The organism is Bacillus sp. Root131 (genome assembly GCF_001429475.1).
GTDB lineage: Bacteria > Bacillota > Bacilli > Bacillales > Bacillaceae_G > Bacillus_A > Bacillus_A thuringiensis_S.
In genome coordinates, this window is record NZ_LMJQ01000019.1 from 1 (window position 1) to 17100 (window position 17100).

Below are 17100 nucleotides of genomic sequence, written 5' to 3' on the forward strand. Positions count from 1 at the left end.
ATATGTTTTCTTTTTCCATCCTGATCACGCACCTTTTTTAAGTAGTAATACCAGTATGGCCAAGTTTGAAAGAATATTTTCAAATCATTTAGCTTTTTTGCACCAGAACCCTCTTTTATCTCGCTTTTCTTATATACAAGGGATTTAATGACAGATTATTTATAGTATACAATAAATATGTACAACATATATTCATTTTACTATTTTCTCAATACCGATTTTGATACTATTACATTATAGTTATTATTATATATTTACTATATGTTTTTTAGACTAAAAAACATACGGACCGAACTTTTTATGTTAATTAGACTACGTGGTTGTAAGAAAGGATTGTTGGTAGAATGGTATTTACAGATTTAGAACGCTCTTTACAACAGGGGGTTCTTACTGATATTCGAGGAATTGTTCGTACGCTTCTTCAGGATATGGACTATGTTGTAGAGGAAGATAAATCTTTTATTACGGATGCGTTTGTCAAGCAAGTAATTGTCTATTTAGAAAAAACACGTTTTTTTCAGAAGTGGATAGAAGTGAATTTTTCTACTGTTGAGCTAACAGAGCTATTGCAACAGATGGAACACTCTATGCGTAGAAGAAAGTCTACATTAAGACAGCGGAACTATTTTAACAGTTTACTATATGATTTAAGTCTGCGAGAAGATATTCCAAAGGATTATTTATGTATGAAAAAGAGACTATTGCAATTGGAGCATCTGAAGGAACAGCAGAAAAAGGAAAAACTTCAAAATTCGGTCTCTACGAAGCAAATTAAAGTATGAAAAATTTCTTGGAGGAAAACGTTTAGACGAGTATTAGAAATACTAGAGAATATAAAACAAAGTGAATTAAATGAGTTATTTAGTAAGATATATCGAAAGCAATGTAAGATACAAAGAGGAAATAGGGAGAATTTTGAGGAATAATATAGTTATAAGAATATAGATACTTAGATAAAGCCCTTGCATATATATAACATTGGCGGAACAAATAGATGATATTAGGATATAAAAAACGATCATCCAAAAAGGGGAATAGATTATGCCAAAAGCTTTCTATATGGATATTGAGTATTACGAGAGACCTGCAGATATATTGCGGATGCTTGGACATCCTATGCGTTTGATGATCGTTCGAGAATTAATTGCGAAAGGTCCATTACATGTATCCGAGTTACAGAAGTTACTACGTGTTCCACAATCTACAATGTCACAGCAGTTAATAAAGTTAAAACAGTTTAAGATCGTTTCCTATGAGCGAAAAGGAAATGAGGTTTATTATATAGTAAGTGACGAAAAAGTGATTGAGAGCATGAAGAGAATAGAGGGTTTGCAACAGTGGACGTAAGAAGAACTGGAGAATATTTCTACAGATTGAGATAAACTTTTTTATAGTATATATAATTTTAAAATAATGTAAACGATTACGCGATATGTGGGATATTCTATTTGTAAAAAAGGAGGGCATGCTTATGAAAGCAACAGGTATTGTACGAAAAGTAGATAATTTGGGACGAATTGTAATACCAAAAGAAACAAGAAAAACGTTACAGGTGGAAACAAGCGATACTTTAGAATTTTTTGTAGAAGAAGATGCGATTGTTCTACAAAAATATACACCTCATGGTACTTGTCCTATCACAGGAGAAATATCTTCAACGAATGTAAAACTAGTAGGTGGAAAGCTGACATTGAGTCCAGAGGGTCTAAAACAACTGTTAGCTGAACTAGAACAATACAAAGTGACTGTATGAGAAGAATAGGAGGAGAACTCATTGGAAACGAAATTACAATCATTTCAAAAGGATAGAGGTAAGAACATACTATTTTCACAGGAACACTTATTACAAGAAGCGTTTCAAAAGAAGAAGGATATCACGTTAATTCTGTTAAAAGGACTACATATAAAAGGAATAATAACAGGATATGATACTTTTTCTATTTTAATAGAATATGAGGGGAAACAACAGCTTGTATATAAACATGCAATCTCTACGATTCGATTCTAGAATAAAACAATAACCGATGGACAGCACGTTCGAGCAATTCGAATAGAAACATTTGTAGGTACCTGAAACCTTTAGAAAAACAACTAGGACTATAACTTTTATGTTATAATATAATACTCAGCCAATATTTATACTATACAACGACGTCTAAAATAGTAACTGAAAAACCCATCCCTATTCTATATAGATATGGGTTTTTCTACTTCTGGTTTATCATATAAAACCCAACATGAAGCGGAGAGATTGGTACTATGTATCCTAAGTTTTTTGATAAAATGGCCTTTTCAAAAGAGCATAAAGATTTATTAATTCAGTTGTATAATAAAGAAATTACAAGAAATGAGTATAATCGTGTATTAAACAATTTATATGAGACAAAGCCTAAGGTAAATGAAAATAAGAAACAAGATAAAGTGCTGGGTTCTGTTACAAAGTTTTTTTAACAGATAAAAATTTAGTATGATTACAGGTTACACTTTTTTCACAAGTCTTATCCCGATTTGAAATATGAAAGTAAGACTTCTAAAATGTTATGTCTTAGAAGTCTTACTTTCATATATGGGTCTTGCAATATTATCTTTCTTGTCCTTCTGTTTGATTCGCTTGGAACTCCATATTCATCGCAATACTATCTCCCTGGAACATATTTTGATCCGTACCATTGTCTTCAAAGGTAAATTTCATCCAAAACCAATCCGTTTTTCCAGATTTTAATCCACCTGTTTCTGCCCATTTTGACAGGAATATTTTTTGAGAAGCAACTTCTGGATGTTGTGATTTTAATTCTGCCAAGGTTGTTTCATATACAGGACTTTTCTCTGGATCCCAATCCCACAGAAACTGTACTTTAATGTGTTTACCAAAATCTTCAACACCATTATCTTTTTTAAAATCGTTCACAGTATAATCAACCTTCATCACGATATCTTTGATATCCAACGTACCACTATTTTTTATATTAAATTTTTTTAATATTTTATCCCCTGGTTTTAAATTGTCTAGATTAAGAGATGTGGTAGGCTGCATAGCAAAATCTAATGTTCCAGCAGCAAATTTATTATTTGTGACCTCTTGATCACTAAAATATGCATAGGTTCCCCCACCAATCAAAGATAAACCAAGAGCGGCTGAAACCACTCCAGCACCTAATTTCTTTTTTAATGACATTTTTTGTGCCTCCCATATAATTTTTTTCCCTAATCATCAACAAGGGCCCCTTAATACAGATATAGCATAAAATGTAAAAATTTTATATTAAAATCAAAAAAATCGTATTGAGAAAATTAAGTTACTGCCTATCTTCAATAAATGAAAATGAACAAGAAAGTCTTAGCCCTCCCTATGAACGAGTAGAAAATAGAGATAATTCAATTATGTACCGATTTGGAGCGTCTCCTATCTAGTCAAAAGGATAACAAGTTGTTCCTGTTAATGTGGGCTCACGTTTTTCTGCAATAACTGTTCGATTTTATGAATCTGTTACCCAATGCTTTTTAATTTTATATGTATAAGGATTGTAAATTGGTTAAATATAGTCCCTCAAAATTACCTTCTCCTAAAAAAGAAAATTCTCATGCAACAATAGAGAAAGTAAACATCTGTTTAAAAAGATATACCTTTACAAACATAGAGGTATCATCTATAAAACATTGAAATATCAAGTTTATAAAGGTTATTATAATTATTTTATAAACGTTTATTTTTAATGAACACCTTTATAAACGAAAATGGTATAATTATGGTAACAAATATAAGGGGAATACCAAAAATGACGAATATTTATGGATATATACGTGTAAGTACAAAAGATCAAAATGAACAACGCCAATTACATAAGATGATGGAACGAGGAGTGGAAGCTCGGCGTATTTTTGTCGACAAAGCAAGTGGACGACATTTTGATCGCCCTCAATATCAATTATTACGAAAGATATTAGGTACAGGTGATATTGTTTACATAGATGCCTTAGATCGTATGGGCCGTAATTATGATGAGGTAATTTCAGAATGGAAGTATATAACAAGAGAATTACAAGCTGATATTGTAGTTTTAGAAAATGAAACCTTGTTTGATAGTCGAAAATTTCGTGAGATGGGTGATATGGGCCGATTAATGGAAGATCAATTTTTATCATTGCTATCCTACGTTGCGGATCAAGAGCGTAAAAAAATTCATCAGCGACAAGCAGAAGGGATTGCCGTAGCTAAATCTCAAGGTAAGCATTTAGGACGTCCTCAACTTACCCTTGCAACATTAAGCTCAAAGCAACTACAAATAATAGAAGAAACTTATCCAAAGTGGAAAAACAGAGAAATAACAGGGATTAAGTTTATGGAGTTAATTGAATTAAAGAAAAATACCTTCTATAAAATAATCAAAGAATTTGAAGTAAAAAAAGGCAAAATGATTTATAAAGAATAAAAGTAAAGTGCTTCTTAGGATATGAAATTCGACTTAGTTTATTTCGAAATTGTTTAGCATATATTTTTGTTAAAACTTGAAAACGGCCGATGGGAATCTAAAAGAACAACCTATTGATATGGATTTTAGTAAACATCAAAAAAGGAGAAGAATGTTTGTCATTCTTCTCCTTTTTTGTGATTAAAAAGCAATAATATTGAATTTCCTGGTTACAATGTATGTAGTATTAAGGGGTTAATAGTGTTATTACATTACTAAATATGAAACTAGGGCAACCAACATTAGTCCAGTTAAAAGTAATCGTCCCCAATTTAACCATATGGCCTGTTTGTCTTTAAATATCTTTCCAACAATCCATAAGCATACAAAAAAAGTGATTGCAACAATAAATTTATTATTATTCATGTTAAATAATTTAAAAAAGTAATCTCCTATGTACGTATTATCCCCAATTTTCATGCTGATTATTATACAAAGGTACATAATTAAGCCTAGTAAAATTCCTATTAATTGACTCAAATAATTCATTAAACTCTCATCCTTTTCTACAAACTAACCGTTAAAATCTATTAATTATTGTTCCACCCTCTAAGGTTAGCCCTCTAGTTGCCAGCTTCTCACTAATTTCAGGAAGATGAGAAACAAATATTATAATTGCTCCTTCAGTCGCTTTTTGTTTCAATATTCTAATAGCGATTTCCTGAGAATTATTGTCTAAAGATGAAAATGGTTCATCTAATAATATAATTGGTGCGTTACGTGCAAAAACTGCGGACCAATACAATTTGTGACGCATTCCTAAGGAATATTCTTGTACAAATTTTTGAAGTGCATGTTTGATTTGAAATTCTTCTGTCATTTTCGAGAAAAATTGTTGGAATTCATTTTTAGAAATATCAAATAGGGTTCGTAAAAACTCTGCATTTTCTTCACCTGTTAAATAATCAAAAAGATAAGGTTCTGAAGGAATATAAATTAAATTTGTTAGTATATCTTCTTTTGATTCAATTTTTTGTTGATTATAGTAAAACTCATAATCAACTTCAATTAACTGCGAAATTATACGTAATAATGTACTTTTTCCACAGCCATTAGATCCTTGAAGCCAGATAATATCTCCTGGATTTGCAGAAAATGAGATATTATGTAGCAATGGAATATTTTCTTCATATTGAAATTTTAAGTTTTTTATCTCAAGCATCATGAAAACTCCTTTTTTAAATGGCAAACATACTCTCCATAATTGAGGCTATAAATAATAAAATCACTATTAATACAACTGAAGGAATAACTTCAGCTTTAATTAAGGTATATTGAATTTTACGAAGCCGTATACTTTTTTTAATAAAATTCCAAATTATAAATGGTACAAGAGCAGCTATCATCATAGCTGGTAATTCAAAAATAGCATGTGGTAAAAATGCCGTAAAAATAGTGTCTACCATGTCATGTTGTATTGTCATGGCTAGTACAATCCCTATTACCATTCCATTCATAAATAACAATATAAAACTACCAATCCCGTAAGTAATAAATCCTACAGCAATAGAAAATAAGGATTGTTCCATATTGTGTGAAAAATAATGCATCCAATTATAATCTGGAGGGTTAGGTGGCAAAGGAGCCTGATGGCTTTGATAGATGCCTCCCCATATACACGAGGCCATTAATATTAAAAAAATTAAAGTGAACTTTCTAGAATAATTTGACCATATATATTTCAAACTTATGTGTGCTATTACTTTTTTCATTATTCCAATCCGACCTTTTATTACGTTATTTTTTTACAAAATATAAACTAAATCCCCATAATACTACTATGATTAAAAAGATGTCATAAATGAGTTGTTGACTTAATTCGACACTGATAAATGCCCCAATGAAAAATGTAATAAATAACAGACCATTAATTATACGTTTTGGAATAGTAAAGAATTGTTGTAGAAATTTAGCTTCGTAGCTATCTAGACGTACCATAAACATATTTGCATAATCAAAACGACTACATAATTTCATCCAATATGTTGATAATCCCCCATTTATGAAGAAGAGTAGCCACATACCAAGAATTCCAACAATTAATTCGTAAATAGAACCGTGTAGTAAAATAAAACCTATTAATAGTGTGATTGTCAAGAAACATTGTAATGGGAAAGCTAAAATATTAACTAATTTCCCCTTACTATTCAAAAATTGTTGAACAGTAAAATGTGAAGACAATTTTACTAAATCAATTTGTCTTAATTCACTTCCTGGATGTAAAATTGGATAATTTAATAACCATAACCAACTAGTTTGGGATAACACCATCCAACCAATGAACCAGAAGGCCAAAATAAAACCAGAATATGATTGTAAACTTCCTAATAATAAGATTGTAAAACCAATTAAAGCACTTATTGCAGGAGGTAGAAACAAATATATCCTATGGGGAAGATTGGAGTTTACAATAACTCGTTCAAGAATAATTACATCTCTTTTGACCCAAGGGTGTTTTTTATAAAGCACTTCACTTAACCATTGGTAAAATTTAAAAATTCTACTTGTCGATTGGTTAAGATTTACTCTATTTTTATGTCTAACTAGATGTGTTTGGAGTGAGTAAAAGTAAAAATAATAAATAGCTGAAATTATGTATAAAATTAGGAGTCCACCTAATATGTAATATAGCCAACTAAATTGAAAATAGTTGAAAATTAATCCTAGATTTTCTTTAAAAGTGTGTTCAACGCGACTAGAGAACACGCTAAATAGCTTATAAATACCTTGTCGGTAGACATCCTTAGTAATCGGCTCTTGAATTATTGGCATAAATAACAGTTTAGTTAAAAACGAAATAATTAATGCAATAATTCCTATTTTTAATACATAAAATAGTTCTGTATATTTTGAAACGGAGATAGATGTTTCCCATGATTCTAAAACTAATTTTTTCATTTTTGAAAAATAAATTGATGATACTAAAAGAAACCAACCTATACAAAAAGTGATACTAGTAATCCAATCTGGAGATATCCTAATGATTACATAGAACGCAATAATTTCAAGCATTAATTCATGCAACCAGAAAACTAGCACTTCAGCTAATAATGTAAAATTTAATAATTGATTACGATTGAATTTAGATTGCCATAATAAATCATACAAAGGGTTATTACTAACTCTAATTGAGTTTTGTCTAGCCATTGAACTTGGAAGAAAACAATTAAATAACAAAACAGCAACTATAACTATATTTCTGATTTCTGGGTCCGTAATACCCTCAAATAATAAGGCGAAAAATAAAATTAATGTATTTTGAAATAGAAGTGTAATAATCCAATTTAATGAATTTGGAAGTCGAATTCCTAATTTAGTTTTAACTTTCTCAGTTACTCCAGCAAAATCTTGCCGAATCTGCTCTAAAACTATATTTTTCAGAATAATCATCTGAGAACCTTTCATTACTTTTCCTCCATTTAGACTCGCTATATGTTTTCTATAGAAAAAATAGGAGAGATATTTATCTCTCCTATTTTAACTGGAATCATATGATTACCATGCAACAGCTTGTGCTTTTAGGTTTCTGCGTAGAAAATCTTTAACAGTGAAAATTGCTACATCAATCATTGCGCTTGTCACAGCTAATCCACCAGCTGTAACAATTGCAGCGATTGCACTTGCAGCTGCAACTCCCCAACCTACTGCATCAATAGCATTTACAATTTTAGTAGCCCAACCACGGTCTACCCCAAAATAACCCATAATCTCGAACATTAATAATTCTTCCTAATATATAAATAATTGCAATGGAAATAATTAAATGTATTTCCACAAATGATTATATATACCAAAATACTATCTATCAATACAATCTGATATGCAATTATGCATATCAGATGTTATTTATGGATAATAAAATGTTATATATAAATAGGATATTATTCGTATTTGCAGGAATGGAACTTAAATTTAAAATTATATAAAAAGTGCCTTGCATTACAAATTCTAGCGACGTTTAAGTTCAAAGAAGATGCGATTTATAATATTCTTACAAATATCTTGCTATAATTACAAGGAGGTGGAAAAATGGATTTTTTTTACAAATATAATAACGATATTTAAAGAAAAAACAATTATCTAAATTAGAAACGGATTCGCAGAAATACTTTATTTTGAAGGGGGATATTCTATGGTATTATCTAAAATTACTACTTCTAATAATAAAAGAATATGGATTATCGTCGGGGTTATTGCACTAATTGTTATTGTGGCAGCAGTTAATATTTTTGTTATGCAAGGTAAGAAGAAGGTTGCATCAACAAGTGCTGATGCTGTAAGTTTTGAGAAAGTGACAGAGCGTAAGCTGAATAATACGAAGTTAATTTCTGGTCAGGTGAAGCCTGGTAATATTGAAAGTTTCTATGCAGATCCGGCCAAAGGGAAAGTGAAAGATATTGAGGTAAAAGAAGGGCAAGAGGTAGAAAAAGGTACGAAGTTATTCTCTTATGACAATGAAGAGATTAATCTTCAAATGAAGCAAGCTGAGCTTGATCAGAAGATGGCGGATATGCGTTACGATCAAGGAAAAAAGAAGATTGATTCGTTGAAGAAAGAAATTAAGAAGGCGAAAGATAGCGGAGCTGGGAAAGAAGTAACAGATCCAATGGACGAGCAAGTAAACGAGTTAGAGATAGGACAAAAAACAATTGACCTTGAGAAAGAAAAAGGAAAGTTGCAGAAAGAAGAGTTAAGTAAGAAGCAGAAAGAACTTACAATTTACAGTAATTTTGCTGGTGTTGTTCAAAAGCTAGATAAAGATGCGGCACAAAGTTCATCTCAAGCGTTAGGTGGTCAAGGAAAAGCGTTTTTACAAGTAGCTTCTAAAGATCCATTCCAAGTCCACGGTACGTTAACTGAGCTTCAGAAGTCACAAATCCAAAAGGATCAAACATTCACTGTAACGGCGAAAGCAAATAATAAGAAGAAGTGGACAGGTAAGATTACAGAGGTAAGTGAGTTCCCAACAAGTGCAGAGATGGCGCAAGCTGGCGGCATGGGTGAAGCAACTCAAAATATGTCCCAATATACGTATAAAGCTAGCCTTGATAGTCAAGATGGTTTATCTCCAGGTTATCACGTTTCTCTGCAAGTAAACTTAGAGAATAAGAAGATGATTGCTGTCCCAAGTAAGAGCATTGTAGAAAAAGCCGATGATGCATTTGTTTATGTTGAGGATAAAGGGAAGCTTCGTAAACAAAATGTGAAAAAAGGTTCTACTGATGGAGATTGGACAGAGATTACTGAAGGCGTAACAGTGGGGCAAAAGGTGGTTAAAAATCCTTCCGACGATGTGTATGACGGAATGGAAGTGAAAGAGAAATGATTACGTTAAATAATATTGNTAACCAAGTATCTTTTAATGATTTTAAATAGGCGTAACAGTGGGGCAAAAGGTGGTTAAAAATCCTTCCGACGATGTGTATGACGGAATGGAAGTGAAAGAGAAATGATTACGTTAAATAATATTGCTAAAACGTATTATCAAGGAAAATTGGCGGTGCCGATTTTGCATGATATTAGTTTAACAATTCAGAGCGGTGAGTTCGTTTCGATTATGGGACCGTCTGGTTCTGGTAAGTCGACGCTTATGAATATTATCGGTTGTTTAGATCGTCCAACAGAAGGCGAATATATGCTGAATGACGTGAATATCTTAACAGCAGACGAGTCAAAGCTTGCTTTAATTCGTAATGAATATATCGGCTTTGTATTCCAGCATTTTAATTTACTGCCACGTCTTTCTGCGGTGGAAAATGTTGAACTTCCGCTCGTATATGGTGGCGTGAAGAAAGCAGAGCGTCATAAGCGTGCTTTAGAGGCGTTAGGTAAAGTTGGATTAGCAGACCGCGTACATCATTTACCGAATGAATTATCAGGTGGACAGAAGCAACGTGTAGCGATTGCAAGAGCGATTGCGAATAATCCAACGTTCATTATGGCCGATGAACCGACTGGTGCACTTGATACGAAGTCTGGTGAGCAAGTTATGGATATTTTCACGAAGCTCAATGCCGAAGGTACGACAATTGTCATGGTTACGCATGAAGAGGAAGTAGCAGCGTATTCTTCCCGCCGCATTGTACTGCGAGATGGGAAAATTACTGAAGATAGAAGGTGTGCGGTATGAGTTTACTAGATAGTATAAAAATTGCCTTATCGTCTATTTTAGCTCATAAACTGCGCTCAGCTCTTACCATGCTTGGGATTATTATCGGTGTAGGCTCTATTATTACCGTCGTTGCGATTGGGCAAGGCGGAGAAGCTGCCTTAAAATCACAATTTGTTGGATCAGGGAATCAAACAGTTCCCATTCATTATAGTCCTGATATAAATGATCCTTTTGGTATGGATATGGCTGAAGCACCAAAAATAACAGAAGAAGATATTTTTGAACTCAAGAAAATCCCAGAGATTGCACATATCGTAACAACAAATTCAAGTATGGAGTCTCTTGATATTGAAGATAAAAAAGAGATGGTGAATATTACTGGATTAGACAATGAATACTTCACGGTGAATAAAGTGAAAGTACTAAAAGGACGTTCGCTACAAGAATCAGATGTGGATCAAGGTAATAACGTTGTCATGATTAGTAAACAAATGAAAGAAAAAGTGTTTAAGGATGCCAATCCAGTCGGTAAAATTATTGAAGTGAAAGGTCAACCGATGCAAATTATTGGTGTCTACAAATCAGATAACAAGTTTATGGGAATGGGACCATCAGAAGCACTCGTTCCCATTTCATTATGGCCGACACTGTATGGAAAAGATGAGATTCAAAATATTTCTGTTCAAGCAAAAAATGTAGATCATTTAGAGCAAGCAGGTAAAAAAGCTGCGGATGTCTTAAACAGTCGCAAGCCAAGTGATGCAACTGGTAAATATGAAGTTGTGAATTTAAAAGAGATTCAAGAAGGTATTTCAAAAATGACGGGTATTATGACAATGATCATCGGTGGTATCGCTGGTATTTCATTAGTCGTTGGTGGTATTGGTGTTATGAATATCATGCTCGTATCTGTAACAGAGCGTACGCGTGAAATTGGGGTACGTAAAGCACTTGGTGCAACACGTAGTAAAATTTTATTACAATTTTTAATTGAAGCAGTTATGTTAACGCTTCTTGGCGGTTTAATTGGTATTGGTCTTGGATATGGCGGGGCATATATTGTTTCGACATTTGCGAAATGGCCACCGCTTGTTTCATGGGAAGTTGTTGTTGGGGGCGTATTATTCTCAATGACACTTGGTATTATTTTCGGATTAATCCCGGCAAATAAAGCTGCGAAATTAGATCCAATTGAAGCACTTCGCTATGAATAGTTTACTAGAGTAGTAGAGATAAGTACCTCTATTATTCATACATATTGTTCGAGTGAATTGTTTGGATTATCCTTTAAGAGGATTATATAAATAGAAGGAGGCGCTATAATGGAAGCGAATATGAAAATACAAGATGTAGGTGTGAAAAAGCCATCATTATTTGGAATGATTACATCTCCTGGATTACAGTTTGAAAGAATGAAAACAAGTAAGAGAGTTTGGGGTGTATTCTTCTTAGTAGCACTGTTACAGGGGCTGCTCGGTGGTTTAAGTGCGTATGTTATACATACTTCACCTGAGATGCTTAAAATGAAAAAGGAATTGGGTGAACTTGCTGGTCAAAGTTCACTTACATCAGAAGTGATTTCTGGAATTGGCTCAAGTTTTGCTAGTGCGATGGTTGGAACACTATTCATAGCAGCTATTTATAAGATGTTTATGATGATTTTTGGGAATGATACCCCTTATAAAACCCTAGTAAACATTGTAGTTTATACAAATATTGTCCTTATTATTGGTGGACTTATTAATACAATTTTAAGTCTAATTTTTGGTACTGGAATGACTCAATATACAAGTTTAGGATTATTATTTACGGAAGGTACATTTGCATATGGAATTGGTAATACAATTGAAGTATTCTATGTATGGAATTTAGCCTTAATTTGGCTTGGATTACATATTACAGCTGGATTAAGCAAAGTGAAAGCATCGATTCCAATTATTATTCTATTCATTATTAAGGCAGTCTTCTTAGCGGCAATTATTGTATTGATGGCTAAACTTTTACCAGGTATACCAATGTAGTTAATTTACGTTCATTATAAATAAGTTTAGTAAAAAATTTGCAACATTAATAACCGGTTCCTTAACATACAAGGTACCGGTTATTTTGTGTCTAAAATGTGTCTAAACGTACAATTTTCTTTTTTTGATATGGTGAACCCATGCCCATCAACTTAAGAATTTCCACTACCCCCAAGTACAAAAAACGTTATTCTTTCTTAACAAGATAGATAATGATACTTACGATTTAGAGAGGTGTTTTTTTTTCGTCTCATTCTCTGGGTTCACTCCATAAAAGATGGGGAGTTAATTTATACACGCCCTCTATTATTATAAATATGGCAACCGAGATGTGCTTGTTTGCGACTTTTATATCGATAAGGCATTTCAAATGCATCTATCACTTTATCACAGTGAATACAAATATCTACTTTTCCAAACATACTTTGTAGTTTATTCGCGAGATGTATAATTTCATTTTTGTTTAAAGTAATTTGAACATGAGTTAAACCTTTGGAATTTACATTAGACTGACTGATTTCAACTAAATCATTTTTTATATGCGCCAATGTGTCATCTCTAATTAAAATGGTCTTCACCAATCCCAATCACCTTCCTTATTTTATATTCTGCTCAGGAAGTTTTAGGATTAAACTATTTAGGTGAAGTCTTTTAACATGTATTATCAATCATTGGATACAGCTTGCAATCAGGCAGTACTAACAGAGGATTCTAGAATTAGACGTCTTACACCAAAAGAAACTTGACGACTTCAAGGGTTTTCAGATTCGGCTTTTGAACGAGCAAGTAAAGTAAATTCAGATACACAATTGTATCGACAAGCGGGTAATTCTGTTAGTGTTCCTGTTATTTTTGCGATTGCACAACGTTTGAAATATCGGAATTTTTAATCATTTAATGATGTTTTACCCTAATACACTGTGCTAGTATGAAGATATAATTTAGAAAGGGAGGAAATCACAATGAATTACATACTTTTTAGAAGTGCAGATGGGAATACAGGGTATATGAGTCAACATGGAAATGGTGGAGGTTCTAAATCCGCTCACGGAAATACAGGTCATCATATTGACGTGCCCGCTGAATTGTATGCACAAGGAAATGGTGGCGGACATCATCGTGAGCCAGGGGGGCATTCAAGGGGTTAGTGTAAAACATATGTATTTTCACCACAAGTTAAGGTATACTGTGAAATGAAGAGCAATCTGTAAAGGTTAGTTGCTAGATATAGTGAGTTTACGCAGAGAAAAGATACAGTCGCGGATTATCGTGGCTGTATCTTTTTTTGAGGAGTGTTCCCACAACACACTCTATACATATAGACTTTTCTTTTGTATGGTAGAACCTATTTTGATATGATATATACGTACAAACACTTGCAAAATCACAAACACAACAAAGACAGTCTGGCATAACTGTCTTTGTTGTGTTTTTTCGTAAAAAGAGGTGGTCTTTGGACCGCCTCTTTTATGCCTGCTCTATGATTTTCTTTACTTCTTCAATCGTGAGTTCACTGGCTTGTGCAATGGTTTCTATTGGGACTTGTAAACGATGCATACCGAGAATCATTTGACGTTTTCCCTGTTGAACGCCTTGTTCAAGTCCTTTTTTCATGCCTTCTTCTCGCCCTTTATTTAACGCATGTGCAATACCTGCTGCTTCATCCATCAATATCTTTTCGCGTACTTCGTATGCTTGACGGAACGAAGCATCTTGGCTCATATGCTCCCATTTATCTATTGCCTTTTGTAAAATTGGATCCTGATTCATCGCAATCGCCTCCAGAGTATGTGTTAAATGCTCATCTTCATTGGCTGGTAATAGTAATAACCACCGAACAAAAGAATCTTCCCATGGATTTACTTTTTCCTCTCGCCACTGCTGTAGCAATTTTGGAATTTCCACGACATGAATTTCGATATCATCACTTAAGAGTTGCTGCTGTTGCATATTCCACAGTTTCCCCGTCGTATGAAATGCTTCATAGTCTTTAAACATGACAAAGTTCAATAAGTTGATTGTAATGGTTTTATGCAATGAGCTGTAGGGCATTCCCTTTTTTAATTGAGATGCATAGAGCTTGCTCCAATAATATAGGGAACGCTTTAAAAGGTCATGATTATTATTCAACTGGATTTCAATGTTAATTTTGGTTCCAGTGTCTAATGTAGCCGATACGTCTAGAATCGATAATTTATCCTCTTCATGTTCTCGATGTAAATGTGGATCTTCGAATTGAAGGGATTGAATGAGCGATTCCAATGAATCAGCTAACATTGCATTTAGAAATGTTAACAAAATATCTTCGCTTCCGGATGTCCCGAATAATTGTTTAAAGGCAAAATCAATACGTAAATTGACCAATTTTTGATTGGACATGGGCTTCCTCTCCCTGTCTGATAAGATCTCTTTTTTCTTATTGTACATAAAAACAAATTGAACATGCAAACAGGCTCTTATGATTAACATAAGAGCCTCACTGCAGATACATACAATAGATTAGATAACGACCATAACCTGACTTGAAAAACACCTAAAAATTTTCACAAAAGAAATCATATTTAGTATACATCTAATTAGAAATATATACAAAGAATGGTGAAACACATCGCTTTTTCATCATTGATTTATGATATGATATACTTGCGGATTCGGTTTGTGCAACAAGCTATGTAGGGATAATATACGTTTCACAATCAGCACATTTTCTGAAAGTAGCATGTCTTACTACTCATAAGACATGCTATGTTAATAATGTTCAAATAAAAAACGTCTTTTATGTGCTGATAAAAGACGTTTTTTTATGCCTAAAACCGCATAATATAGTTCTTGCTTGAGCTTCTTTAGTATACAACAAATTAGCTATGAGTGCTTTATTTTTCTACGTATGTATAAAACTTTTCTAAAACGTATTTCATTGAACTACTCACCACTTATCAGTCCTTACAATTTAATCAAACTTTTTTATGAAAATAGAACTATGATCTACCATCGTTCTCCTTTTAATTGGGCTTCTGCTGATCTCCGATCCATGATTGTGGTACAAAGTTCAGTAATAAGTTTTCCATGATCAAAGATAATTTGATTCTTGGTATATGGATCAATGTATTTTCCCAAACCCTTACTGAGTGTAACCTCCGCTTCCCCATTATCGTGAATGAATCCTGAAAAGATGGTTTTCTCTTTGTTATAGACTTTATAGTATTCAAGCATTGAGCATAAAGATCTCACTAAATCACGGAGCATTTCTTCCAAATCAGGATACATATCTTTTGCTATTTCTTCATTCAGAATAAAATCCATTCCCTTGTCTGTCACATCAAATCGAAATAAAAAAATCATTACTTTCACCTCGCTGATTCATTGATTTTTCTATCATAACAGAAAATCTACTCCCATCCCAACACACTTCCAACCACTTGAATGATTCATTTCATCATATAATCTAGCCATTTCAATCAGCAGAAGCACAATTTTCTTATGTTTTGTATCCAAAATAGATTTTTCATGCTCCATAACTTTGAAAATCTCTCCATCGGTCACATAACGATAGTCACATAGACTTAAGCACACATACCTAGACATATGTGCTTAAGTCTATTTTAGGGTGCATAACTTATGCACATATACCTGCTTTCCTTAAGAACCTTATAACAACAATGTTTAACCTAGATGTTCAGTCCGCTTTTTAAAAGAAAAAGACACCTCTCAAAACGGCAACTTAATACCCTTTTACAATAGGAATTTTCATGTTAAAAAAGCCCCACAAAATAACAAAAAAGTCTTGCTGCAGAAACAAGACTTTTCGATTTATTACTTTCAATAAGGAAGAGGGCTTACTTCTTCATTTTTATGCACGATATTGATTTTCACTTTTGTAAGACTGTATATTGAACTTCTTCTGAAACAAATAAACTTGCGGAATTCATTTTTATACTACATTTTCCTAATCCCCGCTTTACTTCCGAATGCAATTTCTTACTTGCTTCCTCTAAAGATTGTGCTGGAATAATCGTAGATTGTGAGTCTGTTACCTTGCCACTGTACATCACTGAAAAGTTCAATTCATATTGATGTATCAAGATTCCTCCACTCCTTCTCCCCTTAAATTTCCTCACAGATTATTCTTACTTGTTGCTTCTTCCTGCAGTTTTTGAAGCGTACGCATTTGCGGTACATACCAGCTTTTTCTTAATCGCATGATCGTAATTCCTACAATTAGAATCAAAAAGGCTTGTAGGAAAATATCTTGTGTTTCCCATAACGTGCACAAATACAGAAGACTTCCCGAACAAAAATAATACATGGCCAATAATAGATGTATATTTGCGATTATTATTTGTTTCTTTCCAATTGCGGCTATTCCTGCTAAAACAACTGTACAAACTCCTATAGGGGCACGGCAACATCGCCATCAAGCTAACGAAATTGAACTTACAAAAATACGTATAAATTCCTCTCCGACTATGGAATATTGGGTATCTTTTACCCAATATTA

General features: G+C 33.1%; 22 protein-coding genes and 3 pseudogenes. 13 read left to right on the top strand and 12 right to left on the bottom strand.

Going from position 1 to position 17100, the window contains the following annotated elements; all coding sequences use genetic code 11:
* Window positions 1–344: 344 nt before the first annotated feature.
* The 5 genes and pseudogenes from ASE54_RS24065 (at window position 345) to ASE54_RS24085 (ending at window position 2451) form a co-directional block, all read left to right on the top strand.
* Window positions 345–926: pseudogene (locus ASE54_RS24065) on the top strand (hypothetical protein).
* 115 nt (window positions 927–1041) lie between these two features.
* Window positions 1042–1347, top strand: a complete 306-nt coding sequence (locus tag ASE54_RS24070; protein WP_001123509.1) for a metalloregulator ArsR/SmtB family transcription factor — start codon at window positions 1042–1044, stop codon at window positions 1345–1347.
* 124 nt (window positions 1348–1471) lie between these two features.
* Complete coding sequence (locus tag ASE54_RS24075) at window positions 1472–1753, top strand: AbrB/MazE/SpoVT family DNA-binding domain-containing protein (RefSeq protein ID WP_000648298.1); 282 nt, start codon at window positions 1472–1474, stop codon at window positions 1751–1753.
* A gap of 21 nt (window positions 1754–1774) precedes the next feature.
* Window positions 1775–2008, top strand: a complete 234-nt coding sequence (hfq, locus tag ASE54_RS24080; RefSeq protein WP_000448533.1) for an RNA chaperone Hfq — start codon at window positions 1775–1777, stop codon at window positions 2006–2008.
* Window positions 2009–2259: 251 nt separating this feature from the next.
* A complete protein-coding gene (locus ASE54_RS24085) occupies window positions 2260–2451 on the top strand; it encodes a hypothetical protein (RefSeq protein WP_000283265.1) in 192 nt (63 codons plus the stop codon).
* Window positions 2452–2581: 130 nt separating this feature from the next.
* Here ASE54_RS24085 and ASE54_RS24090 read toward each other — a convergent pair whose 3' ends face one another.
* Together ASE54_RS24090 and ASE54_RS37220 are read right to left on the bottom strand one after the other, a co-directional pair.
* Entirely contained in the window at window positions 2582–3175 is a 594-nt protein-coding gene (locus ASE54_RS24090) for a TasA family protein (protein WP_000053706.1), read from the bottom strand.
* A 232-nt stretch (window positions 3176–3407) separates the two neighbouring features.
* Window positions 3408–3518, bottom strand: a pseudogene (locus ASE54_RS37220) (class D sortase); the annotation flags it as partial.
* A 228-nt stretch (window positions 3519–3746) separates the two neighbouring features.
* Here ASE54_RS37220 and ASE54_RS24095 point away from each other — a divergent pair.
* The gene (locus ASE54_RS24095; protein ID WP_003310239.1) at window positions 3747–4430 is read left to right on the top strand and encodes a recombinase family protein; all 684 of its coding nucleotides are present in this window, start codon (window positions 3747–3749) and stop codon (window positions 4428–4430) included.
* A gap of 559 nt (window positions 4431–4989) precedes the next feature.
* Here the strand turns inward: ASE54_RS24095 and ASE54_RS24105 are convergent.
* The 4 genes from ASE54_RS24105 to ASE54_RS24120 form a co-directional block, all read right to left on the bottom strand.
* Window positions 4990–5631 (bottom strand): ABC transporter ATP-binding protein, encoded by a 642-nt coding sequence (locus tag ASE54_RS24105; RefSeq protein ID WP_042993026.1) that lies wholly within the window; start codon window positions 5629–5631, stop codon window positions 4990–4992.
* A gap of 16 nt (window positions 5632–5647) precedes the next feature.
* Window positions 5648–6181 (bottom strand): stage II sporulation protein M, encoded by a 534-nt coding sequence (locus tag ASE54_RS24110; RefSeq protein WP_000755554.1) that lies wholly within the window; start codon window positions 6179–6181, stop codon window positions 5648–5650.
* Window positions 6182–6206: 25 nt separating this feature from the next.
* A complete protein-coding gene (locus ASE54_RS24115) occupies window positions 6207–7874 on the bottom strand; it encodes a hypothetical protein (protein ID WP_000678886.1) in 1668 nt (555 codons plus the stop codon).
* Between the two features lie 90 nt (window positions 7875–7964).
* Entirely contained in the window at window positions 7965–8186 is a 222-nt protein-coding gene (locus ASE54_RS24120) for an uberolysin/carnocyclin family circular bacteriocin (protein WP_000461691.1), read from the bottom strand.
* 415 nt (window positions 8187–8601) lie between these two features.
* On the opposite strand from ASE54_RS24120, the gene ASE54_RS24125 reads away from it, so the two are divergent.
* The 4 genes from ASE54_RS24125 to ASE54_RS24140 all read left to right on the top strand — a co-directional run bounded on the left by ASE54_RS24125 (window position 8602) and on the right by ASE54_RS24140 (window position 12602).
* Window positions 8602–9795, top strand: a complete 1194-nt coding sequence (locus ASE54_RS24125) for a biotin/lipoyl-binding protein (RefSeq protein ID WP_012211123.1) — start codon at window positions 8602–8604, stop codon at window positions 9793–9795.
* Window positions 9796–9918: 123 nt separating this feature from the next.
* A complete protein-coding gene (locus tag ASE54_RS24130) occupies window positions 9919–10599 on the top strand; it encodes an ABC transporter ATP-binding protein (RefSeq protein ID WP_000631611.1) in 681 nt (226 codons plus the stop codon).
* Window positions 10596–11795, top strand: a complete 1200-nt coding sequence (locus ASE54_RS24135; RefSeq protein WP_000054352.1) for an ABC transporter permease — start codon at window positions 10596–10598, stop codon at window positions 11793–11795. Before ASE54_RS24130 ends, ASE54_RS24135 begins: the two co-directional genes overlap by 4 nt.
* A gap of 108 nt (window positions 11796–11903) precedes the next feature.
* Window positions 11904–12602: a Yip1 family protein gene (locus ASE54_RS24140; protein WP_000387959.1), complete on the top strand. Its 699-nt coding sequence runs from the start codon at window positions 11904–11906 to the stop codon at window positions 12600–12602.
* 290 nt (window positions 12603–12892) lie between these two features.
* On the opposite strand, the gene ASE54_RS24145 is transcribed toward ASE54_RS24140, so the two are convergent.
* Complete coding sequence (locus ASE54_RS24145) at window positions 12893–13180, bottom strand: hypothetical protein (protein WP_000849150.1); 288 nt, start codon at window positions 13178–13180, stop codon at window positions 12893–12895.
* An 87-nt stretch (window positions 13181–13267) separates the two neighbouring features.
* Here ASE54_RS24145 and ASE54_RS35185 point away from each other — a divergent pair.
* Window positions 13268–13492 (top strand): annotated as a pseudogene (locus tag ASE54_RS35185) (DNA cytosine methyltransferase); the annotation flags it as partial.
* A gap of 72 nt (window positions 13493–13564) precedes the next feature.
* The gene (locus ASE54_RS24150) at window positions 13565–13750 is read left to right on the top strand and encodes a hypothetical protein (RefSeq protein ID WP_001106704.1); all 186 of its coding nucleotides are present in this window, start codon (window positions 13565–13567) and stop codon (window positions 13748–13750) included.
* A gap of 319 nt (window positions 13751–14069) precedes the next feature.
* Here the strand turns inward: ASE54_RS24150 and ASE54_RS24155 are convergent, their stop codons facing one another.
* From ASE54_RS24155 to ASE54_RS37230, 5 genes are all read right to left on the bottom strand, one after another.
* A complete protein-coding gene (locus ASE54_RS24155) occupies window positions 14070–14981 on the bottom strand; it encodes an Rpn family recombination-promoting nuclease/putative transposase (RefSeq protein WP_000070735.1) in 912 nt (303 codons plus the stop codon).
* Window positions 14982–15587: 606 nt separating this feature from the next.
* A complete protein-coding gene (locus ASE54_RS24160) occupies window positions 15588–15944 on the bottom strand; it encodes a hypothetical protein (RefSeq protein WP_000576480.1) in 357 nt (118 codons plus the stop codon).
* 33 nt (window positions 15945–15977) lie between these two features.
* Window positions 15978–16118, bottom strand: a complete 141-nt coding sequence (locus ASE54_RS37225; protein WP_000399507.1) for a hypothetical protein — start codon at window positions 16116–16118, stop codon at window positions 15978–15980.
* 353 nt (window positions 16119–16471) lie between these two features.
* Complete coding sequence (locus ASE54_RS24165) at window positions 16472–16684, bottom strand: hypothetical protein (protein ID WP_000581812.1); 213 nt, start codon at window positions 16682–16684, stop codon at window positions 16472–16474.
* Window positions 16685–16716: 32 nt separating this feature from the next.
* Window positions 16717–16995: a hypothetical protein gene (locus tag ASE54_RS37230; RefSeq protein ID WP_042993014.1), complete on the bottom strand. Its 279-nt coding sequence runs from the start codon at window positions 16993–16995 to the stop codon at window positions 16717–16719.
* Here ASE54_RS37230 and ASE54_RS37235 point away from each other — a divergent pair.
* On the top strand, window positions 16907–17100 hold a 194-nt coding region (locus ASE54_RS37235), incomplete at its 3' end, for a hypothetical protein (RefSeq protein WP_158511676.1). The genes ASE54_RS37230 and ASE54_RS37235 overlap by 89 nt on opposite strands.